We start from the raw sequence: 21863 nt of genomic DNA, 5'->3' as shown, positions 1-21863 counted from the left end.
AGCCATCGGCGAGCGGGGGCCCGGAGGCGGGCCGCGCCGATCCATAGAGCATTTTCGCTCCCTCAGGACATCGCCCACCTGTCGGGAAATGCCGCAGATCCCCGGCTTCTCCCACGGCTGATGTTGCGGGTGTCGGCGCCTGACGCGAGCGCGGTCAGGCTCCAGCGCCCGTCGGCGGACGCAGGGCTCACGAAAAATCGCGGGCCCGGGGGCCGATGTGCGCTCGTGCACGATACGTTTCGAATTCAACGCGGATACGGGAAATCGTTGAAATAGAACTGCTTTTCGAACGCGCGCAATGTCGCTGCATCAAATTTCATCGCTATTTCAGCTGATCTGAAATATATCGATGCTGCACTGCGACAAACAGGGACTTGTCCCACAATTTCTCGAGCCCAAATCGGTATCATCGAAGGACGGTCCGCAGTCAGGACGGGTCTCTACTCGGACTATTCTATGCAATGCGCTGCCCGCCTACACAGATAGAGGTACAATCATGACGAACCGCACCAAGATCACCACCGCCGTTGCCCTCGCTCTCGGCTTGGCAACGGCTCCGAGCTTCGCCCAGGGCGTCCCGTCCGACAGCGCCAGCTATAATCGTGACGGCACGCTCAATGTCTGGGGTGCGCATATCGACCCGGTGCGCGAGCGCGGAGGCCTCATCGGCGGCGTCGGCAACGTCGTCGGCGGCGTGACCAACACGGCTGGCGCCCTCGTCGGGGGCACGCTCGACGCGGCTGGCACCGTTGTCGGTGGCACGGTGAACGCCGCGGGCAACGTGGTGGGTGGCACCGCGGATGCCGCGGGCGACATCGTGACGGGCTCGGTCCGTCGTCCGGCCGGCTACACCGCCTATCAAGGCTCCGGCACCTACGGCGAGCCGCTCAATCGCGCCGGCGCCTACGGCCGCACAGCCTACTGAGCGCCTTCGACGCTTCGACAGCAGCAAGGAGAGCGGCAGGGCGAGAGTCCTGCCGCTCTCTTTCGTTCGACACCATCCATCGAGACGTCTGACGCCGCGCACCGGCCGACGACCGGCTCGACCATCAGTCTTCGGCTATCCAACCGGCCGTCTCTCGCCGGGTGGATGACCATGCCGCCCGGAATAGGCCAATCACCGCGTTCGCCGCTCTTCTGGTAAGCCCCTTCGATCCATCACCAGCAAGGCGCGAAAATCGACAAGACGACGGGTACCGAGTTGAAGGCGGGCAGCTTCGTCTTCCTCATCGAGACGTTGCCGCACGCCCTCTGGACGATGGGCGAGCTGGTCGTCCTGCTGGTCGACGGCAGCGGCCCGTTCAGCGTGAACGACCTCTACCCCGCCAACGACCGGAACAAGGCGCGAAACCGCGGCAGAGGGGTCGCCGTCAGGCAGCGGCTCCCACCGTGTCGGCCATGCGCGCGTCGCGGGTTCCGAGCGGTTTGGGCTCACCCACGGTCGTGTCCTTGGCGGTCTGGTGCTCGAGTTCGGCGTTGAGCTGCGCACCGAGCAGAACGATCGTGGTCGAGAGCCAGATCCAGGTCATGAAGCCGATCGCGGCGCCGAGTGAACCGTAGGTCTTGTCGTAGCTGCCGAAGTTCGAGACGTACCACGAGAACAGCAGCGAGCCGGCCAGCCACAGGAACGCGGCGACCATGCCGCCCGGCGTCACCCAGCGCCAGCGCGGCGCGTCCCGGCTTGGGCCGTAGCGATAGAGCACCGCGAGCATCATGATCACCACGACGAAAAGCGCCGGCCAGCGCAACAGCGCCAGCCACCACGCGTCGCTCGACATTCCGAGAAACTGGATCGCCACCGGCACTGCGACGATGCCGGCGAGCGCGATGACGACGAACAGCAGCGCGCCGGCGGTGAAGGCCAGCGAAACGAGATTGAGCTTGAAGAAGCCACGCCGCTCGCGCTCGTTGTAGACGAGGTTGAGCGCGTCGAAGACGTGTTTCACTCCGCCGTTGGCGCTCCAGACCGAAAGCGCGATGCCGAAGAGCGCCGTGAGGCCCAGCGCCGTGTCGCCCTTCTCGGTCAGCCGTTTCACCTGCTCCGAAAGGATATCGACCCCGCCCGATGGGAAAACGCCGCGCAAAGCCTCGATCTGCTGGTTGATGGTCGAGACGTCGGCAACGAGACCGTAGACGGAAACCAGAGCGGCGATGGCCGGGAAGATCGCGAGAAGTACGAAAAAGGTCACGCCTGCCGAGACGAGGGTGAGGCGATTCTCGCCGATATCCCGATAGGTCCGCTTGAGGATGTCCTTCCAACCCGCGGCCGGCATCTCGGTCGGACTTTCGGCGGAACGGCCGCGATTGTGCTCGGTCCGCGCCACGTGGTGGGCGTCTGCGCCCTCGTGCGAGGGCGATTCCTGACGCGCCGAGTCCTGTCCGGCATCGCCGCTCGGTCGAGTCCGATCTGCGGAGGCGACGGACCGGCGCGGAAGGGCGACAACCCCGAGGAGCGCAGCTCCCAAAGCCATCGTCCAGAGAGCCGGATAGCGAGGATTGCCGGCTGAGCCCGCGGTTGCGTCGGGAACGGCTCGGTCGGAAGTAGGCATGGAGAGATCGGCTCCGTCCGCCGCAGGATCGACGGCGCAACTCGGCAACCCTTTGGCCTGACTTCGGGTTCACACGAACGTGAGACGGGTGGCCGGAAGCAACTTCCTAACGAGCGTCTCAGAAAATCCACATTCACGCCAAGTTTTCGCCGGAACTGTTAAGATTGGCTCCAGTTAACAGCGCATCGGTCGAACGCGACCGCCTCGCTTCAGGAGCCGTCGATGCCCTCGACTCTTTCTCGCTCCGGACGACGCTTCGCGCTCGTCCTGGCCTCATCAGCCCTCGTTCTGTCGACCGTTGCCGGTGTGCATGCCCAAGAGGGCGGTCTCGGCGGCCTGTTTCAGCAGCTTTTCGCCCCGCAACAGGCGGCACCTGCGCCGGCCCCGGTCGTGCCGGCCTATGGCGGCGGCGAGGTCAACGAGCGCTACCGCTGGCGGCGCCACCGCAGCACGGCGGAACGAAATCGCCCGAAGGTACGCTACGCAGCCCTGCCGAAGGGGGCCTTGCCGAAGGATGAGGGCAACGGAATCAGCGGCAAGCAGCCGGTCGATTCGAAAGCAATTGCCGCCAATCCGACCGCGGCACTTCTGCGCGACGAAACTCTCCGACCGGGCGACATCGTCGTTATGCAGAACGGTCCCAAGGTCTTCATGGGACACGGCGATCGCGGCCGCGGCACGAAGGCGGCGCGCCATCGCATGAGCGATTTCGAAGATGTGAAACACGCCCGAACCATCAACGCAAAGACCCGCCGCCAGTTGATGGCGATGATGCTGCCGCACGGCGCCATGCCGGCCGACGAGGCCCGGAAGGCGCTCGCCAAAGCCCGCCGCCTTGCGCCTCAGGAGACGATCGAGCCCGTCAACCGGCAAGCCCGCGTCGAGGTGGGCCCGGTTCCCGCTCGCATCATCAACCCCTGGCAAGCCGCCCGCTGAAGCAGGGAAATGCCTTTAGGTCCGGCGGACAGGCCATCCCTGTCGGCCGCTCCAGGAACGCAGACGCAGCAAGTTCGAAAGCGAAGCTTTGCCCGCTGCGGACCGGCACAGAATGTCTGATGCGTAGACCGATGCGATCACAGCGTTTGTGGATCGGTCTGAGAAGTTCATCCCGGACGAGTTCGCGAAATCTTCGGCCAAAATTGGCCTGCGCGACTGTCTACGGGGCAGGTATGATGGTGGAGCCTAACGGGATCGAACCGATGACCTCTTCCATGCCATGGAAGCGCTCTCCCAGCTGAGCTAAGGCCCCATCATTTCTGCAGAGACCGGTTCCGGTCCCTGTCGTCGCCGGCGGCGCTGAGTGCGTCGGCGACGAGCGGTTCTATAAGCGGAGGATCGGCGGGACTCAACCCCTTTTTCGAAGGCTTGGCCGGATTTTTGAGCCGCCTCTCGATCCCACCGCTTTCCTGCTCTCAGGCCTAATCCTCCCCGATCCGAGCGAGGCGCTTCGCTTCTGATACGGATCGTAGAGACCGCATGCGGCGTGAGCGTGGAACGCGCACCACGCCGCGCTCACCGTCACTGCTGAGCTCGAACCACGTAGCGTTCCATCAGCAGGCCGATGGTCAGGCTGCCGAAAACCCAGCCGAAGAGATAAAGATAATCAATCTGGACAGGCATCGTCGGATCGTAACCCAGACGGACCCACTCGATGATCTGCGTGATCGGATTCCATTTCATATAGTAGTAAATCTCTTCAGGCATGTAACACGCGATAAAGTACACACCACTTGTCATATAAAGAGTTATTGTTACCAATATATATCCGAGCGCCCATCCTGGAAAAACGGAGCATATCCCGACGTTGATTGTCCCGACACCGATCCCGAGCGCGATCGCCGTCAGGTACCCGCCAATGGCCGTTATCATATCGACCGGAACAGGGTCGACGCCGAAGCAGATGAGAACGACGAAGACGAGACAGACGCCCAAGAAGCTGCTGACGATCTCGACCAAGATGCGCGCAACGACGGTATCAAAGCGCTTGACCTGCGGGAAATAAGTCAGTGGCTTGTGAACCATGTAGCCCTTCATCACCTCGCGGGAGATGTACTGAAAGGCGAGCGCCGGAAGCGCGCCCGACGCGACGAACATCATCGGATCGTCGCCCATCGGCGATTTTATGCCGCGGAAGGCCATAACTCCAACGATGATGGCCAAATGCGCGCAGGGCCACAGCACCTGCACCAGATAGCCCCAGTAATTTCCGCCGAAACGGCTGCGCATGTCGCGCAGCATCAGGGCGCTGAGAACGCGCAGATAGACGTCGAGATAACTCTGACGTTGAGGCAGAGACGGGGCTTAAGCGTTCATGGGATCCGTCGCAACGAGGCAGTCGCGTCGTTATGCGCGCCTCTAATCGCGACGAAATCGAGGACGGATCAGGTGTTGCCGCGCCGACCCGCTTCGTCCGTGCGGGACGCGATGCGGTAGAAGGCGGCGAGCACCAGCAGGAAGACCGCGAGCCCGAGCCAAGGTCCCGCCCCGCCCAACGCATCGACTGCGAAGGCGAGAGAGGCGCTGCGGCCGCTCAGCGTGTCGGCAGCCGCGAGCAACACGCCGACGACGCTCTCGCCGACGAGGAAGCCCGACGCCAGCAGAACACCGCGACGGCGTCCGCCCGCCCGCTCGGCCTCGCCGGCTTTGCGCAGGCGGCGTTCGGCAAGCCAGCCGACGAGGCCGCCGAAGGCGATCGTCACGACGACTTCCAGCGGAAGGTACATCCCGATCCCGACGGTGAGCGCGGGGAAGGAGCGGCCTCCACGGCGCAGGTGCGTCTCTAAGGCGACGAGCAACGCTCCGAGACCGGCGCCCGTCGCCACCATCGACCAGGGCAGCTCGCCGCGCACGATGCCGCCGGCGATCTGGGTCATGAGAGCGGCCTGCGGCGCCGGCAGGGCGGAGGCCTCGTCCATGCCCTCGCGAGGCAGCGCGCCGACGAAGCCGTAGGCGTTGTAGAGAAGATCGAGGAGCGGCGCGATCACCAGGGCGCCGACACCGACGCCGGCCGCCAGTGCCAACTGCTGGCGCCAGGGGGTGGCATCGACGAGCTGGCCTGTTTTGAGATCTTGAAGGTTGTCGTTGGCGATCGAGGCCGTGGTGACGACGATGGCCGAGAGCAGCAGCACGGCGGCGACGACGAAGCGCTCGCCCTCCGGCCCGGCGGCGCGGCCGAGCATCAGCGGCAGCAGCAGGGCCGCGAGCAAGGTGGTCAGGATGCCGATGCCGGAGATCGGGCTGGAGGAGGAGCCGAGCAGTCCGGCGAGGTAGCCGCAGGCGGCCGCCATCAGGAAGCCAAAGCCGACCGTGAACAGGGTGGCGAAGGCAATTAGCGCGAAGCGCATGCCACCGAGTTCGGCGCCCGCACTGAAATGGAAGAAGAGCCACGCCAGCGGCAGGGCAAGCAGGAGCGCTGTGCCCGCGACCCATGTGATCGGCAGGTCGCGCTCCTGGCGGGGCAGTTGACGCAGGGCGTGGCCGCCGCCCCGCGCGGCTCTGAGGGCCGAGCGGATGCTGCCGAGGATCGAGCGGCCGAGGGAGGCGACGGTCCAGATCGCGCCGACGGCGATGATGCCGGCACCGATGAGGCGAACCTTCTCCGACCACACTGCCCGCGCCGCCTTCTCCGCGCCCGCTGTACCGGTCCCATCGCCGAAGGCGGTGAGCAGCGGCACCGCGAGGCCCCAGGCCAGGGCTACGCCGGCGAGCAGGGCGAGGCAGGCCCCGAGCCCGACGAGGTAGCCGACGCCGACGAGAGCCGGAGAGAAGCCGGTGGCGAAACGGAATAGGGCCGGCCCTGCGGCCAGCGTGGTGTGGAGCCCATCGGCGAGAAGACGGAAACCGGTGGTGGCGAGACCGATCAGGCCCCCCGCGCCGGCTGCACCGAGCAGGATGCGCAGGCCGCCACGGTCGCCGGCCTCGCCGGCATGCAGCACTTCGGCCGCAGCGGTGCCCTCGGGATAGGGAAGCCCGGCGCCCATCACGAGCGCGCGTCGCAGAGGGATCGAGTAGACGAGGCCGATCAGCCCGCCGACGAGGCAGACGGCAGTGGTCTGCCAGAACGGAAACCCATGCCAGTGGCCGATCAGCACGAGGCCCGGCAGCACCAGGATGACGTTGCACAGGGTGCCCGCCGCTGACCCTTGCGTCTGGACAATGTTGTTCTCGAGAATGCCGGATCCGCCGAACAGGCGCAGCAGGCCCATGGAGAGCATCGCCGCCGGGATCGAGGTCGAGAAGGTAACGCCGGTCTTCAGTCCCATATAGAGGTTGGCGGTCATGAACACGACCGTGATCACCGCTCCGAGCAGCAGCCCGCGCAAGGTGATCTCGGCGATGTGGCGCGAGCCGTCCCCGCCGGTCTCGCCGGGATGTAGGGAGCGTTCGTCGGATCGTGCATCCACGGGCAGGCGTCTCCGGTGCCGTCCCGGTTCTCGGGACGTCGGCATCGTTCGGGAACCCGACGGCCCCCTCGTCTGATCCCCCGTCGCGCGTTAGCTGCTGCCAAGCCTGGTTCGGCGATCGACCGGCGCGATCCCGCGGGCCCGGCCCGCTTCGAGAAGAGAACGACAGATGAGCCGACCGGTGCGTCACGAGATTCCGCCGCGCTCGGGGGCGGCCTTCACCCTCGACCGTGGCCAGCGCCTCACGGTGATCGACCCTCAGGGCGAGCAGGTGGCCGACCTCGTCGCCTTCCGCCGGGACGACCTCGACGAGGTGATCTCCTCGGGCCGCACCATCGACTACGCCTCGCGCATCTTTCTGACGACGGGCGACCCGATCTACTCCAATCGCTCCAACGTGCTCCTGCGCATCGTCGAGGACACGGTGGGCCGCCACGACTTCCTGCTCACGCCCTGCTCGGCCGATACGTTCCGGATCATCTATGGCGACGAACACCCGCACCGGGGTTGCTTCGGCAACCTCGCCGCGGCGCTTGCGCCCTACGGCATCGTGCCGGACCGCATCCCGGTCGCCTTCAATGTGTTCATGCACGTCACCGTCGACGGGCAGAGCGGCGAGATCGCCGTGCGCCCGCCGCTGAGCCGGGCCGGTGACCGGGTGAGTTTCGTGGCGGAGACCGATCTCGTCGTCGGCTTGACCGCCTGCTCGGCCCTGCAATCGAACAACTTCTCGTTCAAGCCGATCCATTACGAGATCGAGTCTTGATGCCGCCCGGCAAGATGTTTTCGCGAGCCGACTGAACTCTGCGCCACGATGCCGCGGATGTTCAAGACAATCCGCAGGTGAGCTCCAAGGCTCACGTTCGATGTTATCCCCAAGCCTCGCGGAACATTGGTCGGGAGCCGTGGTTCCCCGCGCAGTCCACTCCTTCCGAGGACCGGCGGACTGCGTCGGCCGGCTCCCTCCCCACGCTCTTCACGAACCAGGCCGGCAGGTCCGGTCGCGACGTCCGCTTGTCCGCTCCGCACGAGGTGTCATGCTGCTGCCCACCGACGACACCGGTCATCCGCTCGCCGAGCGCTTCCGGCACTTCATCCGCCAACAACCCTTTCCTTGCGTCGGCGCTAAATCCGCCCTGTCTCGTGGCCAACTGAAGGTTCTGGTCGCTCACGACATCGCCTCCGACGCCGACGACGCGCGGATCTATCCGGCGCTGCTGGCCTTCATCTGCCGCTACCGCGCCCGCCGCGAGCAGTTCCAGAGCTTCGCCGTGGTGTTCGAGAAGTCTTCCAACCTGAGCGAGGAAGCGTTCGAGGCTGCCCTCTGGCGGCGGATGCAGTCGCTGTCCGACCATGACAGCGGACTGGGCCACGCCCAGGATCCGCGGGTCTCGGCAAACCCGGATGACCCGCATTTCTCGATGAGCCTGGGCGGCGAAGGCTTCTTCATCGTCGGGCTGCATCCCGGTGCGAGCCGCAAGGCACGCCGCTTCGACCACCCGGTCCTGGTATTCAATCTGCACGACCAGTTCGAGCGCCTGCGGGCCGAGGGACGCTACGACCGACTTCGCGACTCGATCGTGGAGCGGGACGTGGCCTGGGCTGGCTCGGTCAATCCGATGCTTGCCCAGCACGGCGAGCGATCGGCCGCCCGGCAGTTCAGCGGGCGGGCGGTGCCGGACGATTGGGTCTGCCCCTACCAGCGCCGAGAGGGGGCGGCGCAGTGGGATGCGCAGCAGGTCGCGGCGGATCTGCGCTCGGGCGCCTTCGTCGCCGGGCAGATGGAGGGTTAAGAATGACCACGGCCGATGGTCTGACCCGCCCTGCACGCCAGCCCGAGACGGGCTACGGCGACGCGAATCGGGATGAGGCGCTTCTCGCCCTTGCCCGTGCTGTGCGCGACAGTGGCTACCGCTTCACCACGGTGACCCCGGCCACGCATGCCAGGGTCAATGCCCGGCCAGACAACGCCGTCGCGCAGTCCCTGCGCGACGTGCTGGGCTGGAGCCGGCCGTTCCGCGAAGGTCTGATCCCGGCGGACGTGACCGACCTGATGCGGCGGGCGGACGTACTCGACCGCGCTGAGGGTCCCGACGGTAGCCTGTTGAAAGCGCGGGTGCGCCTGTCGAGCCTCGCCGACGAGTTGTTCCTGCACACGGCCTATCCGCCGATCGCGGCGGATTCGGTCTTCTTCGGCCCGGACACGATGCGCTTCGCGGAAGCCGTCCTCGCTCACCTCGATGACCGCGTCCGCGCCGGGCAGCCGGCACCGCGGCGGGTCGCCGATATCGGCTGCGGATCGGGCGCGGCGGGCATCCTCGTCGCCAAGAGGGTGCCGCAGGCCGAGGTCGTCCTCGTCGACATCAACCCCGCTGCCCTCCGAACGGCGGGGATCAACGCCCGGCTTGCGGGCGTCGAGAACGTGCATCCCGTCCACAGCGACATGCTGAACGACGTCGAAGGCACGTTCGACCTCATCCTCTCCAACCCGCCCTTCATGGTGGATGCCGGCGGGCGGGCCTACCGGCACGGCGGCGGGCCGCTCGGGGCCGGGCTCTCGCTGCGGGTGGTCGAGGCGGCGGCCGAGCGACTGGCACCGGGCGGCTCTCTCGTCCTTTTCACCGGTTCGGCCATCGTCGAAGGCCAAGATGGCTTCCGGGTGGAGGCGGGCGCGATCTGCGAGCAGGCCGGCCTCGATTGGTCTTACCGCGAATTCGACCCGGACGAATACGGCGAGGAACTGGACGATCCGGGCTACGCGGCAGCCGAGCGCATCGCGCTGGTCATTCTCACCGCCACACGCCCGGCCGGCGCCCGATGAGCGCGGCGGAGGGCGGAACGGACGAGCGCGACGAGTTCCAGCGCGACGCGCTCGCCGGCCTCGCGAGCGAACCGAAGACGCTGCCGGGCAAGTATCTTTGGGATGAGACCGGCTCCGATCTGTTCGACCGGATCTGCGCGCATCCCGACTATTACCCGACGAAGCGCGAGATGGCGCTCCTGCCCCGCGTCGCGGCCGAGGTTGCGGCACTCGTGGGACCCGGCGTTAGCGTGGTGGAGTTCGGCAGCGGCGCGAGCCGGAAGATCCGCACCCTGCTCGATGCCCTTGAGGCACCCGCCGCCTTTGTCGGTCTCGACATATCCGGCGCCTATCTCGAAGCGGCCATCGCCCGGCTGGCACCGGATTATCCCGGCGTGGCGATGACGCCGGTCTGCGCCGACTACTCGAAGCTGGTTCGCCTGCCGCCGGGTGCGGCGGCTCCGCCGATCCTCGGCTTCTTTCCCGGCACCAGCATCGGCAACTTCACACCGGAGCAGGCCAGCGGCTTCCTCGCACGCGCGCGTGAGGCGCTGGGGCCGAGCCACTTCCTCGTAGGCGCCGATCCGACCCAGGACCCGGCTCGGCTGCGCCGCGCCTACGGAGAATCGGGTGGGCTGATGGCAGCTCTCCATCTCAATCTTCTCGACCGGATGAACCGGGAGCTGGGCAGCGACTTCGACCGGGACAATTTCCGCCACGAGGCGCGGCTCGCCGACGACCCGTTCCGCGTCGAGGCCCATCTCGTGGCGCACCGGGCCGCCTCTTACCGGATCGGCGAGCGGACCATTCACTTCGAGGCCGGCGAGAGCATCCGCACCGACACCTCCCACAAATACGCCCCCGATGAGTTCCGCGAACTGGCAGCGGCGCAGGGTTGGGACCCGATCCGTCTCTGGATCGACGACGACAGCGGTTTCAGTCTGCACCTGCTCCGGGCGCGGTAGAGCTTCTACCCCAGCGGCCGGCCTTTCACGCTGGGCGCCTGACGTTCAGGCGCGGGCCGGTGTGTCGGCGAGGAAGGTGAGGAGCGCGAGCCAGGTCGGCAGGCAGTGCCGCCGCCGGTCGTAGCGCTCGATGACCGTGCGCCGAGCCGCCACCCGCAGGGGACGCATCCGTTCCGGCATGCGGCAGGCATGGATGAGCGTCTCCGCCAGCGCATCCGCATCGAAGAAGTCGCGGACGATACCGTTGACGCCGTCTCGCACCACCTCCCGCACGGGCGCGGTATCGGAGGCGATCACGAGGCATTCACACGCCATCGCCTTCAGGAACACCCGCGAGAGCGAGAAGGGATAGGTGTAGGCGACATGGGCCGTCGCCACCGAGAGAGCAGCCAGGATGTCGTCGTGCGAGAGCCGGTTGACGAAGTGAATGCGCTCGCAGTCGAGCCGCCCGTCCAGCTCGGACAGCAGGCGCTCCTTCCACGTCTGTGTGCGCGGGCCCTTTGCCCCTGCCTCCCGACGCCCGTCACTTCCGACGACGAGAATCTCTGCCTGAGGCACGGCTTCGAGCAGGCGCGGCAGAGCCCGCATGAAGGTCGGAAAGCCGCGCAACGGCTCCAGTTGCCGGGCGATGAAGGTGATGACGGGCCGCGCCTTGGTCAGGACGCGACCGTTCGGCAGGCGGAGCACCGCATCGGGGGCGTAGCGCACGAGATCCGTATCGATGCCCTCGTGGATCACGCTGGCCTGGGCCCGCAGGGCCGAGGGCAGGAGGCTGCGCTGGAACTCGGTCGGGCAGACCAGCCGCTCGGCCTCGGCATAGGCCATGGCCAACGCCGCGTTCCCGGCCCGGTCGCGCAGACGTTCTTCGAGGTTGGGCGTTCGTGTCCATTCGGGATCGAAGCCCAGCGCGTCGCCCTCCGCCCGGTAATACGGTGCGTAGGCGAGCCGTCGCGCCCGAGGAAAGACCTGATTCAGCAGCAGCGATTCCCCGCGTCCTGGATGGCCGACAATGACGGCCGGATCGAAGCCATGCTTGCGCAGGTCGAGTGCGCATCGCAGGGCGGCGGTGGCATTGATCAGCGCCGCTTCCATCGGGTGTGCGAGCGGGAACAGGCCCGGCGTCACCTTCCGCCCCGGACGCCACCGCAGGATCGGCAGGCCGGCCAGCCCCGGTGCCCCCTCACCGGCGATGGCCGCGCAGCGATGTCCACGGTCCAGCAGAGCCTCCGCGAGAAAGCCGAAGGAGCCAGGAAAGTGATTATGGACGAACAGGAAATCCGTCATATCGGAGCCCTGATCCCCTCGTCTTCCGTCAATGCGACGCGGCCGGTGCAGGCGCACGTCCTCAGCCTCACCCCAGGGTGAGCGGATCAGGAGGCATTGTTCATCCCTGCAGGCGCTTCGGCAGCGCAGAAAATGCGGTCGGCGATCCCGCGGCGTGGCACCAACGCCGCGTCTGGATGCTGAATCGGAGCGGCCTCGAACTTTGGGACGCTCAGTCAGTTCATCCGGTCGTACCTGCGGTTAGCTTCACGAGCACATTCGCCAACGGCACCGCGAAACATGGCCATGTTCGGAAACAAAGTCGTCCAGTACGGTCGCCCTCTACGGGCTCGGCACGAAGCCTGGATCTATCGCCGCTCGATGCGGCTCGTTCCCCTGTTGCTTCGCGCGAAGGCGAAATCGGGACGGACGAGTGTCGGAAGCGCACGGCCCGGCGACAACGACAATACGGTCAGGCACTCTGCACCGACCCTGCACGAGCAGCGCGGCTGGGAGCGGTCGCTCGCCAAGAAGTGAGGTGGGAAGTCGGCGTCAACTTGTGCCATCCCACGGGGACGGTTCAGCGCGGCGTCCTGCGCGCTTTGGCCCAAGCCGCAAACAGATAGCCGACGCCGCTCACACCCAGGATGCCGGCGATAATGCCGAGCCAGATCAGTCCGCCTTCCATGTCATCCTCCGCTCATGCCTGAACGGAGAACGCGGAGACGGGCTGTCGTTTCAGTTTCTGCGGGGGGCCGGCGGCGATGCCGACACGCGGTCACGAAGCAGATCGCGGCACTCAAAGCCAACGGCCGCAGCGGGCCGGGCGCGGACGTAATCCGCTCCACCTATGAAGGACGTGATACAGACGAGGCACGGGCCTTCACCTCTGCCTGTCACGAGCGTTCTGATCCCCTGTGGGCTCGCTTCGCCGCGATTGCCCGCGACACCCGCCACAGCCTCACTGCGAGGCGCTGGAGAGCGGAATTCGGCCCGCTTACCTTCTGAAATGGTTCCGGTGAGGCGCTGCGACCGGTTTCGCGTGTGACAAGCATCGCGTTCCATTCGCCACCGATGTGCCGATACGCTACGTTTGCATCCTCGGCGTCCGAGTCTGCCTGCAATTCAGATGGTGGCGGCGGCCGCACAGCGCGCGTCATCAAGTGTGATGCCGATCGGCTTTGCTCGACCGCGACGATGTAATCTAGCGTACCGTATGGGAGCCAAGTCGCTGATCTTATTGGTGGGCGGTGAGGGACTCGAACCCCCGACCCTCTCCGTGTAAAGGAGACGCTCTACCAACTGAGCTAACCGCCCGCTCCGGCCGCGCAGCGTTACGAAAGCCAACGCGCCTGCGCAAGTCCGCCCCGCGGCCTCCCCTCCCCCGCCGACGAAAAAAGCCCCCGGAGCGTGGCTCCGGGGGCTTCATTCATTGCGTGGGCCGCTGGATCAGTGAGCGATGACCGCCGCACCGTCCTCGTCGCGCTTCGGCGTCTTGGCCGGGAGCGGCTCGTCCCACTCGATCGGCTCGGGCTGGCGCACGAGGGCGTGCTGCAGCACCTGATCCATCCGCGAGACGGGCACGATCTCGAGGCCGTTCTTCACGCTGTCGGGCACCTCGGCGATGTCCTTGGCGTTCTCTTCCGGAATCAGCACCGTCTTGATGCCGCCGCGCAGCGCCGCGAGCAGCTTCTCCTTCAGGCCGCCGATCGGCAGGACGCGACCGCGCAGGGTCACCTCACCGGTCATCGCCACGTCACGGCGCACCGGGATGCCGGTGAGCGTCGAGATGATGGCGGTGGCCATGGCGATGCCGGCCGACGGACCGTCCTTCGGGGTCGCCCCCTCGGGAACGTGGACGTGGATGTCCCGACGCTCGAACAGCGGCGGCTCGATGCCGAAGTCGATGGCCCTCGAGCGGACATAGCTCGCCGCCGCCGAGATCGACTCCTTCATCACGTCGCGCAGGTTGCCCGTGACCGTCATCTTGCCCTTGCCTGGCATCATGACGCCTTCGATCGTCAGCAACTCGCCGCCGACCTCGGTCCAGGCCAGACCCGTCACCACGCCGACCTGATCGTCCGCGTCGATCTCGCCGTAGCGGAACTTCGGCGGACCGAGGAATTCCGGCAGCGTCTCGGGGTTGGCCTCGACCTGCTTCACCTTGGTGATCAGGATCTCCTTCACCGCCTTGCGGATCAGGTTGGAGATCTCACGCTCCAGGTTACGGACGCCCGCCTCCCGCGTGTAGCGGCGGATGAGCATCATCAGGCCGTCGTCGGTGATCGACCACTCGTCGGGGCCGAGCCCGTGCTTCTTGACCGCCTCGGGGATCAGGTGGCGGCGAGCGATCTGCAGCTTCTCCTCTTCGGTATAGCCGGCGATACGGATCACCTCCATCCGGTCCATGAGCGGGCCGGGGATGTTGAGCGTGTTCGCGGTCGTCACGAACATCACGTTCGACAGGTCGTAATCGACCTCGAGGTAATGGTCGTTGAAGGTCGCGTTCTGCTCCGGGTCCAGAACCTCGAGGAGCGCCGCCGACGGATCGCCGCGGAAGTCCATGCCCATCTTGTCGATCTCGTCGAGCAGGATGAGCGGATTCGAGGTCTTGGCCTTGCGCATCGACTGAACGATCTTGCCGGGCATCGAACCGATATAGGTCCGGCGGTGACCGCGGATCTCGGCCTCGTCACGCACGCCGCCGAGCGACATCCGGACGAATTCGCGGCCCGTGGCCTTGGCGATCGACTTGCCGAGCGAGGTCTTGCCGACGCCGGGGGGACCGACGAGGCAGAGGATCGGGCCGGTCAGCTTGTTCGCCCGCTGCTGCACGGCGAGGTACTCGACGATCCGGTCCTTGACCTTGTCGAGGCCGAAGTGATCCGAGTCGAGGATCGCCTGCGCGCCCAGCAGATCCTTCTTGATCTTCGAGCGCTTGCCCCACGGGATGCCGAGCATCCAGTCGAGGTAGTTGCGCACGACCGTGGCCTCGGCCGACATCGGCGACATCTGACGCAGCTTCTTCAGCTCGGCGGTGGCCTTGTCGCGGGCCTCCTTCGTCAGCTTGGTCTTCTCGATCTTCTCCTCGAGCTCGGCCAGCTCGTCGCGGCCGTCCTCGGAGTCGCCGAGCTCCTTCTGGATCGCCTTCATCTGCTCGTTGAGGTAGTACTCGCGCTGGGTCTTCTCCATCTGCCGCTTGACGCGGGTCCGGATGCGCTTCTCCACCTGCAGCACGGAGATCTCGCTCTCCATCAACGACAGCACGCGCTCCAGGCGCTGCGCCACCGTGGGGATTTCGAGAATCGCCTGCTTGTCGGCGATCTTGACCGCGAGGTGCGAGCCCACCGTGTCGGCGAGCTTGGACGGCTCGTCGATCTGCGTGACGGCGGAGACGACCTCGGGCGAGATCTTCTTGTTGAGCTTCACGTAGTTCTCGAACTCGGAGATCACCGAGCGGGCGAGCGCCTCGGCCTCGACGCGGTCGCCGAGGTCGTCGGCGAGCGTGAGGGCGCGCGCCTCGTAGTATTCGTCGGAGCGGACGAACTCTTCGATCTGCGCGCGGCCGGCACCCTCGACCAGCACCTTCACGGTGCCGTCGGGCAGCTTGAGGAGCTGGAGCACGGAGGCGAGCGTGCCGATCGTGTAGATGGCATCGGTGGCCGGATCGTCGTCGCTGGCATTGATCTGCGTCGCGAGCAGGATGTGCCGGTCCGAGCGCACCGCCTCCTCAAGCGCGCGGATCGACTTCTCGCGGCCCACGAACAGGGGCACGATCATGTGCGGAAACACGACGATGTCGCGCAGCGGCAGGACGGCGTAAGAGCCCGTCGAACCGGGAACGACCGGCTGGCGCGATTTCGACTGGGTCATGGGGTCTTCCCTTGATCTGTTGACGCCGGGCATTCGCTCCTCGTTGGAGAGCAAGCATCCTGCCAGGTGCCGACCGGGCCGCGAAGGGTCGGAAGCAAATAATCAGATTGCGGCTGGTGGCGCAGGCCCGACCTTTCGGGGGAGTGAAGCGTAGGGCGATGCGTTGAGCCTGAAGTGGTCGTTGCGGGGGGCGCTTTCAAGCGCGAGCACCCTCCGGAACGAAAAAGGGCCGCCGGCTTAAAACCGGGCGGCCCTCGCAATTCGCCGATCAGGCGCTGACGCTGGCCGGGGCTTCCTTGTTGCGATCGCCGTGGATGAAGAGCGGCTTCGATTTGCCGTCCACCACCTCGGGGCCGATGACGACCTGCTCGACGGAATCGAGACCCGGCAGATCGTACATCGTGTCGAGGAGGATGGTCTCCAGGATCGACCGGAGACCGCGGGCGCCGGTCTTGCGCTCGATGGCCTTGCGGGCGACGAGGCCGAGGGCCTCGTCCTGGAAGGTCAGTTCGACGTTCTCCATCTCGAACAGCCGCTGGTACTGTTTGACCAGCGCGTTCTTGGGCTCCTGCAGGATCTTCTTGAGGGCCTCCTCGTCGAGATCCTCCAGCGTCGCCAGGACCGGGAGACGGCCGACGAATTCGGGGATGAGGCCGAACTTCAGCAGGTCCTCCGGCTCGACCGAGCGGAAGATTTCGCCTGTACGCCGGTCATCGGGGGCCTGCACCGCGGCGCCGAAGCCGATCGAGGTGCCCTTGCCGCGCTGGGAGATGATGCGCTCAAGGCCCGCGAAGGCGCCGCCGCAGATGAACAGGATGTTGGTGGTGTCGACCTGCAGGAACTCCTGCTGCGGGTGCTTGCGGCCGCCCTGCGGAGGCACGGAGGCAACGGTGCCCTCCATGATCTTCAGAAGCGCCTGCTGCACGCCCTCGCCCGAGACGTCGCGGGTGATCGAGGGGTTGTCCGACTTGCGGGAGATCTTGTCGATCTCGTCGATGTACACGATGCCGCGCTGCGCCCGTTCGACGTTGTAGTCGGAGGCCTGGAGCAGCTTGAGGATGATGTTCTCGACGTCCTCGCCGACATAGCCGGCCTCGGTCAGGGTCGTCGCATCCGCCATGGTGAAGGGCACGTCGAGGATGCGGGCGAGCGTCTGCGCGAGCAGCGTCTTGCCCGAGCCGGTCGGCCCGATCAGCATGATGTTGGACTTGGCGAGTTCGACGTCGTTGTGCTTCGTCGCGTGGGCGAGGCGCTTGTAGTGGTTGTGCACCGCCACCGAGAGAACCTTCTTGGCGAAGTCCTGCCCGATGACATAGTCGTCGAGGACCCGCCGGATCTCCTTCGGGGTCGGCACCCCGTCGCGGGACTTCACCAACGAGGACTTCGATTCCTCGCGGATGATGTCCATGCACAGCTCGACGCACTCGTCGCAGATGAACACCGTCGGGCCCGCAATCAGCTTGCGAACCTCGTGCTGGCTCTTGCCGCAGAACGAGCAGTACAGCGTGCTCTTGGAGTCGTTGCCGCCTGTCTTGCTCATATCGGTCTCCGGTTCGCAGGCGCGGCCCCAGCCAGGAGGGCACGCGCGTCGATCATACGATGTAAGCGCATCCGCCTAAAGAAACAGTCACACAGGGCGGATGCGTCGGGATTGAGGCGCTCTGAATCCCGATGCAATCATGCAGCCGGCTCGGGATCAACCGGCCTGGGGACCGGGACGGGCGCCCAAAGGACGCATGCCCCGACATGGTCGGGATAGCGCGCCCTGGGCGCCGCAGGTTCCCCGTCAAGCGGCGGCCGGCTCAGGGCGCTTGTGCAGGATGTCGTCGATCAGGCCGAACTCCTTGGCCGCGTCGGCGGTCATGAAGTTGTCGCGCTCGAGCGCCTGATGGATCGTCTCGTAGTCGCGGCCCGTGTGCTTCACGTAGATCTCGTTCAGGCGCTTCTTCAGCGCCTCGATCTCGCGGGCATGGATCAGGATGTCGGTGGCTTGGCCCTGGAAGCCGCCGGAGGGCTGGTGGACCATGATCCGGGCGTTCGGCAGGGCGAAGCGGTGGCCGGGCTCGCCGGCGGCCAGCAGGAGCGAGCCCATCGAGGCGGCCTGACCGACGCAGAGCGTCGTGACGGGGCAGCGGATGAACTGCATCGTGTCGTAGATCGACAGGCCCGAGGTCACCACGCCGCCGGGCGAGTTAATGTAGAAGGAGATTTCCTTCTTCGGGTTCTCGGCCTCCAGGAACAGGAGCTGGGCGACGATCAGCGACGCGCCCTGGTCCTCGACGGGGCCGGTGAGGAAGATGATCCGCTCGCGCAGGAGCCGGGAATAGATGTCGAAGGCGCGCTCGCCGCGGCTCGACTGCTCGACCACCATGGGCACGAGCGAATTGTGGAAATAGTCGACCGGATCTCTCATATCAGCCCTCGGCTCCGGAGTCCGGCCCCGGAGCGAATCGCTCGGGGCCGGTTGGTTACAGCGAACATGGCAGCCGTTAACGCCGCCTGATCTCTCTCGAGACCGCCGCCCGCCGCGGAGCCGGTGGGTCGGCGATCAGCCGGCAGCCTTGTCGGCCGCCGCCTCGTTGCTGGACTCGCTCGGCTTCTCGTCCGTCGAGGCCGCATCGGCCTCGTCGTCTTCGGCGAAGAGCGCCTCCTTGGAGACGGGTTCCTCGACGACCTGGACCTGACCGAGGACGTGGTCGACGACCTTTTCCTCGAACAGCGGCGCGCGAAGCTCGGCGAGCGCCTGCGGATTGTTGCGGTAGAAGTCGTAGACCTGCTTCTCCTGGCCCGGGAACTGCCGGATCCGGGCGAACAGAGCCTGATTGACCTCGTCATCCGAGACCTTGATATCGGCGGTCTCGCCGACTTGCGCAAGCACCAGACCGAGGCGGACGCGCCGCTCGGCGATCTTGCGGTACTCCGCCTGGGAAGCCTCCTCGGTGGTGCCCTCGTCCTCGAAGGTCTTGCCGCGGTTTTTCAGGTCCTGCTCGACCTGCGCCCACACGGCGGCGAACTCCTGGTGGACGAGGCTCGGGGGCAGGTCGAAGGCGTACTTGCCGTCGAGGGCGTCGAGCAGCTCCTTCTTGAGCTTGCGCCGGGACTGGGCCTCGTAATCGGCGCCGACGGCCTTGGAGACGGCCTCCTTCAGCTTCTCGAGGTCGTCCATGCCGAAGCGCTTGGCGAGTTCGTCGTCGATCTTGGTCTCGCCGGGAGCGGCGACCGCCTTCACGGTGACGTCGAACTCGGCGTCCTTACCGGCGAGCTGTTCGGCCTGGTAATCGGCCGGGAAGGCGACCTTCACGAGGCGCGCGTCGCCGACCTTGGCGCCGACGAGCTGGTCCTCGAAGCCGGGGATGAAGGTGTTGGAGCCGAGCTCCAGATCGACATCCTCGCCCTTGCCGCCCTCGAACTCGGTGCCGTCGATGCGGCCGACGAAGTCGATGGTGACGCGGTCGCCGGACTGCGCCTCGGCGCCCTCCTCGCGGGGCTCGAAGGAGCGGCTGTCCTTGGCCATACGCTCCAGCGTCTCGTTGATCTCCTCGTCGGAGGGCTTGAGCACGAGCTTCTTGATCGACACGTCCGAGAGGTCGACGAGTTCGAAGCTCGGCAGCACTTCGAGCTTCACCTTGAAGGCGAGGTCGCCCTTGGCGTCGAGCGCGCGCTCGATGATGTTCTGCTCTTCGTCCTTCGGGAACTCGATCTGCGGCTCGAGCGCGAGGCGCAGGCCCTTGTCGGCCACGATCTGCTGGTTGGCCTCGTTGACGGCGTTCTGCAGCACGTCGGCCATCACGGACTTGCCGTAGACCTTGCGCAGGTGCGCGACCGGCACCTTGCCGGGGCGGAAGCCCTTGATCTGGACCTTGCCCTTGATGTTCGAGAGCTCGGTGTTGAGGCGATCCTCAAGCTCGGTCGCGGGGAGGAGCACCTGAAACTCGCGCTTCAGCCCCTCGGAGGTCGTCTCGGTCACCTGCATCGTCGTTCGTCCGCTTTTGTCTAAAACCGCAATCTCGTCTTCGCGTGCCGCTGCGCCATGGGAGAGGTCCCGGCGGGAACCGATTCGGTCCCGGCGCCGACCCCGTACGGACTTGGTGCGGGCGGAGGGGCTCGAACCCCCACGTCTTGCGACACTGGAACCTAAATCCAGCGCGTCTACCAGTTCCGCCACGCCCGCGAGCGCCATCGACACGAGCCCGGATACCGGGCCGTCGAAGCGGGCGTCTATAGCACGCGCGCCCAAAGCCGCAGCAAAAAACTTGCGGAAGGGTTTGCCGGTGGCGGGGCGGGCGCCGCCTGTCTACAACCCCTTTCCGATCCAGCGACGACGCGAGACGCCATGCGAAAGCCCGACCCGATGGCCCAGCCCGAGCCGGGATCCTTTTCGCGACGCGGCCTGCTCGCCGGCAGCGCCGCCCTCGCCCTGTTGCCGAACTCCGCCGGGGCGCAGGCCCCGTCCGAGAAGACGCCCGCCGGCAAGGCCCCGCCGCCGGAGCCGAAGCCGATCAAGGCGGCCCCCGCCAAGCTCCGCCTGAAACCGGAGCCCGCGCCGGAGACGGCGGTATGGCGGCTCGGCGAGGAGGCGGCGCCGATCCTGCGGATCAAGCTCGGCGAGCCGCTGCGCCTGCGCGTCGAGAACGGGACCGACAAGCCGCTCTCGCTGCACTGGCACGGGGTGCGCATCCGCAACGCTATGGACGGCGTCGGCGGCGTCACGCAGGAGCCGATCAAGCCGGGCGACAGCTTCACCTACGATTTCACGCCGCCCGATGCCGGCACCTTCCTGATCCGGCCGCTCGTGGTCGGCGGTTCGAGTGAGCCCTCGGGCCGCGGCATCGCTGGCCTGCTGATCGTGGACGAGCCCACCCCGCCCGCAGTCAATGGAGACTTCGCGCTGCTGCTGCAGGATTGGCGGCTCGACGAGGCGGGCGCGCTCCAGCCGTTCGGGCAGGTCGCCTTCGCCGCCGCGGCGGGGCGGCTCGGCAGCGTGGTCACCCTCAACGGAAAGCCGATTCCGCTCAGCCTCGAGGCACGGCCCGGCAGCCGCCTGCGCCTGCGGCTCGCCAATGCCTGCAACGCGCGCGGCATGCGCATCCGCTTCGACGGCGTGAGAGCCTATGTCGCGGCGGTGGACGGGCAGCCCACCGACACGTTCGAGCCGCTGAAGGCGACCCTGCCGCTGGCGCCGGGCACGCGCTACGACCTTCTCCTCGACCTTCCCACGCAAGCCGGGCCGGCCGGCGCGATCACCGCGCTGATCGGACAGGGCCTGCCGCTGGCGACCCTGACCGCCTCCGGCGAGCCGTTGTCGCAGGCCGGCCGCGCGGCGATCGGCTCGATCCCCGAGAATAAGCGCTTGCCCGCCGAGATCCGCCTACAGAACGCCCTGCGGCGCGACCTCGTGCTGACCGGCGGCGTGCGGCCCGACAAGTCCAAACCCGGCACCGAGACGCCCTATACCGGGGATCCGGCCCGCGTCTGGCAGATCAACGGCGCGAGCGGGACAGCGGGGGCGGCGCCCGTGTTCTCGGTCAAGCGCGGCGGCGTCGTGGTTCTGGCGATCCGCAACGACACCGGTTTCATCCAGAGCCTGCACCTGCACGGCCACGTCTTCCGCCTGCTGCACCAACTCGACGACGGCTGGGAGCCCTACTGGCTCGACACGGTGCAGATCCCGGAAGGCAAAAGCGCCCAGATCGCGTTCGTCGCCGACAACCCCGGCCGCTGGCTTCTGAGCGCGACCGTGCTGGAGCGGTTCGACACCGGGCTGTGGACCAGCTTCGAGGTGAGCTGACGCCCGTCACCCGCGCGGTGGAGAAGACCCAGAAGAACTCCCCCCGCGCGCGCCCTGGAAAAAGCCCTGCCGCGTCGGGAGACCCGGCGTGGAGTTGCATGCCTTCGGCGCGCCCTTTCGGGTCCGGGTTTACCACCGGCGCCCCGGATTGCCGGCGGTGGTCGCCGAACCGAAGCGATCGACCGGAAACGGGTTGCAGGACGTTGCGGATGACGATGACGT

Annotated in this window: 16 protein-coding genes and 3 tRNA genes; 8 read left to right on the top strand and 11 right to left on the bottom strand. The window is 66.7% G+C overall.

All coding sequences use genetic code 11. The annotated features are described in order from the left end of the window. Window positions 1-496: 496 nt before the first annotated feature. Window positions 497-925 carry a hypothetical protein gene (locus MFF24_RS01040; RefSeq protein ID WP_238221733.1) on the top strand — a complete coding sequence of 143 codons (429 nt, stop codon included), beginning with the start codon at window positions 497-499 and terminating at the stop codon, window positions 923-925. A gap of 445 nt (window positions 926-1370) precedes the next feature. Here the strand turns inward: MFF24_RS01040 and MFF24_RS01035 are convergent, their stop codons facing one another. After that, window positions 1371-2549, bottom strand: a complete 1179-nt coding sequence (locus tag MFF24_RS01035) for a YihY/virulence factor BrkB family protein (protein WP_238221732.1) — start codon at window positions 2547-2549, stop codon at window positions 1371-1373. Window positions 2550-2939: 390 nt separating this feature from the next. Here MFF24_RS01035 and MFF24_RS01030 point away from each other — a divergent pair, with 390 nt between their 5' ends. Next, window positions 2940-3485: a hypothetical protein gene (locus tag MFF24_RS01030; RefSeq protein WP_238221731.1), complete on the top strand. Its 546-nt coding sequence runs from the start codon at window positions 2940-2942 to the stop codon at window positions 3483-3485. Between the two features lie 237 nt (window positions 3486-3722). Here MFF24_RS01030 and MFF24_RS01025 read toward each other — a convergent pair. The 3 genes from MFF24_RS01025 to MFF24_RS01015 all read right to left on the bottom strand — a co-directional run bounded on the left by MFF24_RS01025 (window position 3723) and on the right by MFF24_RS01015 (window position 6952). Then, window positions 3723-3798: transfer RNA gene (locus MFF24_RS01025), tRNA-Ala, on the bottom strand. Window positions 3799-4067: 269 nt separating this feature from the next. Continuing rightward, the gene (locus MFF24_RS01020; protein WP_238221730.1) at window positions 4068-4787 is read right to left on the bottom strand and encodes an ABC transporter permease; all 720 of its coding nucleotides are present in this window, start codon (window positions 4785-4787) and stop codon (window positions 4068-4070) included. Window positions 4788-4930: 143 nt separating this feature from the next. Beyond that, window positions 4931-6952 carry an OPT family oligopeptide transporter gene (locus MFF24_RS01015; RefSeq protein WP_238221728.1) on the bottom strand — a complete coding sequence of 674 codons (2022 nt, stop codon included), beginning with the start codon at window positions 6950-6952 and terminating at the stop codon, window positions 4931-4933. Window positions 6953-7121: 169 nt separating this feature from the next. Here MFF24_RS01015 and MFF24_RS01010 point away from each other — a divergent pair, with 169 nt between their 5' ends. The 4 genes from MFF24_RS01010 (at window position 7122) to egtD (ending at window position 10717) form a co-directional block, all read left to right on the top strand. After that, window positions 7122-7718 carry a DUF1989 domain-containing protein gene (locus MFF24_RS01010; protein WP_133088692.1) on the top strand — a complete coding sequence of 199 codons (597 nt, stop codon included), beginning with the start codon at window positions 7122-7124 and terminating at the stop codon, window positions 7716-7718. Window positions 7719-7989: 271 nt separating this feature from the next. Further along, window positions 7990-8745 (top strand): guanitoxin biosynthesis heme-dependent pre-guanitoxin N-hydroxylase GntA, encoded by a 756-nt coding sequence (gene gntA, locus MFF24_RS01005; protein ID WP_238221726.1) that lies wholly within the window; start codon window positions 7990-7992, stop codon window positions 8743-8745. A 2-nt stretch (window positions 8746-8747) separates the two neighbouring features. Beyond that, window positions 8748-9773, top strand: coding sequence for a methyltransferase (locus MFF24_RS01000; RefSeq protein WP_238221723.1), 1026 nt, complete (start codon window positions 8748-8750; stop codon window positions 9771-9773). Further along, the gene (gene egtD / locus MFF24_RS00995) at window positions 9770-10717 is read left to right on the top strand and encodes an L-histidine N(alpha)-methyltransferase (RefSeq protein WP_238221721.1); all 948 of its coding nucleotides are present in this window, start codon (window positions 9770-9772) and stop codon (window positions 10715-10717) included. The genes MFF24_RS01000 and egtD overlap by 4 nt, the downstream gene beginning before the upstream one ends. A 45-nt stretch (window positions 10718-10762) precedes the next feature. Here the strand turns inward: egtD and MFF24_RS00990 are convergent, their stop codons facing one another. Further along, a complete protein-coding gene (locus tag MFF24_RS00990) occupies window positions 10763-12001 on the bottom strand; it encodes a glycosyltransferase (RefSeq protein WP_238221719.1) in 1239 nt (412 codons plus the stop codon). 285 nt (window positions 12002-12286) lie between these two features. Between MFF24_RS00990 and MFF24_RS00985 the strand changes: the two genes are divergently transcribed. Continuing rightward, window positions 12287-12517 (top strand): hypothetical protein, encoded by a 231-nt coding sequence (locus tag MFF24_RS00985; RefSeq protein WP_238221717.1) that lies wholly within the window; start codon window positions 12287-12289, stop codon window positions 12515-12517. Between the two features lie 704 nt (window positions 12518-13221). Here the strand turns inward: MFF24_RS00985 and MFF24_RS00980 are convergent. The 6 genes from MFF24_RS00980 to MFF24_RS00955 form a co-directional block, all read right to left on the bottom strand. After that, window positions 13222-13297: transfer RNA gene (locus MFF24_RS00980), tRNA-Val, on the bottom strand. Between the two features lie 132 nt (window positions 13298-13429). Then, on the bottom strand, window positions 13430-15853 hold the full coding sequence (gene lon, locus MFF24_RS00975; protein ID WP_133090723.1) for an endopeptidase La: 2424 nt from the start codon (window positions 15851-15853) through the stop codon (window positions 13430-13432). Between the two features lie 268 nt (window positions 15854-16121). Beyond that, entirely contained in the window at window positions 16122-17393 is a 1272-nt protein-coding gene (clpX, locus tag MFF24_RS00970; RefSeq protein WP_108940306.1) for an ATP-dependent Clp protease ATP-binding subunit ClpX, read from the bottom strand. A 246-nt stretch (window positions 17394-17639) separates the two neighbouring features. Then, on the bottom strand, window positions 17640-18266 hold the full coding sequence (locus MFF24_RS00965) for an ATP-dependent Clp protease proteolytic subunit (RefSeq protein WP_108940305.1): 627 nt from the start codon (window positions 18264-18266) through the stop codon (window positions 17640-17642). A 135-nt stretch (window positions 18267-18401) separates the two neighbouring features. Next, the gene (gene tig, locus MFF24_RS00960; protein WP_238221715.1) at window positions 18402-19826 is read right to left on the bottom strand and encodes a trigger factor; all 1425 of its coding nucleotides are present in this window, start codon (window positions 19824-19826) and stop codon (window positions 18402-18404) included. A 113-nt stretch (window positions 19827-19939) separates the two neighbouring features. After that, window positions 19940-20024 (bottom strand) — tRNA-Leu (locus tag MFF24_RS00955). Window positions 20025-20186: 162 nt separating this feature from the next. Between MFF24_RS00955 and MFF24_RS00950 the strand changes: the two genes are divergently transcribed. Beyond that, a complete protein-coding gene (locus tag MFF24_RS00950) occupies window positions 20187-21641 on the top strand; it encodes a multicopper oxidase family protein (RefSeq protein ID WP_238221713.1) in 1455 nt (484 codons plus the stop codon). The last annotated feature ends 222 nt before the right edge of the window (window positions 21642-21863 follow it).

It is taken from the genome of Methylorubrum aminovorans, from assembly GCF_022179725.1.
In the GTDB taxonomy this organism is placed as follows: Bacteria; Pseudomonadota; Alphaproteobacteria; order Rhizobiales; family Beijerinckiaceae; genus Methylobacterium; species Methylobacterium aminovorans.
This window is presented reverse-complemented; position numbering and strand designations above follow the sequence as displayed.

Bases quoted from the DNA above. Each gene is read 5' to 3' on its own strand.
- gntA (WP_238221726.1), top strand. From the start codon at position 7,990: ATGCTGCTGCCCACCGACGACACCGGTCATCCGCTCGCCGAGCGCTTC.
- lon (WP_133090723.1), bottom strand. From the start codon at position 15,853: ATGACCCAGTCGAAATCGCGCCAGCCGGTCGTTCCCGGTTCGACGGGC.
- MFF24_RS01035 (WP_238221732.1), bottom strand. From the start codon at position 2,549: ATGCCTACTTCCGACCGAGCCGTTCCCGACGCAACCGCGGGCTCAGCC.
- egtD (WP_238221721.1), top strand. From the start codon at position 9,770: ATGAGCGCGGCGGAGGGCGGAACGGACGAGCGCGACGAGTTCCAGCGC.
- MFF24_RS00950 (WP_238221713.1), top strand. From the start codon at position 20,187: ATGCGAAAGCCCGACCCGATGGCCCAGCCCGAGCCGGGATCCTTTTCG.
- MFF24_RS01000 (WP_238221723.1), top strand. From the start codon at position 8,748: ATGACCACGGCCGATGGTCTGACCCGCCCTGCACGCCAGCCCGAGACG.
- MFF24_RS00990 (WP_238221719.1), bottom strand. From the start codon at position 12,001: ATGACGGATTTCCTGTTCGTCCATAATCACTTTCCTGGCTCCTTCGGC.
- MFF24_RS01010 (WP_133088692.1), top strand. From the start codon at position 7,122: ATGAGCCGACCGGTGCGTCACGAGATTCCGCCGCGCTCGGGGGCGGCC.
- tig (WP_238221715.1), bottom strand. From the start codon at position 19,826: ATGCAGGTGACCGAGACGACCTCCGAGGGGCTGAAGCGCGAGTTTCAG.
- MFF24_RS00965 (WP_108940305.1), bottom strand. From the start codon at position 18,266: ATGAGAGATCCGGTCGACTATTTCCACAATTCGCTCGTGCCCATGGTG.
- MFF24_RS01040 (WP_238221733.1), top strand. From the start codon at position 497: ATGACGAACCGCACCAAGATCACCACCGCCGTTGCCCTCGCTCTCGGC.
- MFF24_RS01020 (WP_238221730.1), bottom strand. From the start codon at position 4,787: ATGCTGCGCGACATGCGCAGCCGTTTCGGCGGAAATTACTGGGGCTAT.
- MFF24_RS00985 (WP_238221717.1), top strand. From the start codon at position 12,287: ATGTTCGGAAACAAAGTCGTCCAGTACGGTCGCCCTCTACGGGCTCGG.
- clpX (WP_108940306.1), bottom strand. From the start codon at position 17,393: ATGAGCAAGACAGGCGGCAACGACTCCAAGAGCACGCTGTACTGCTCG.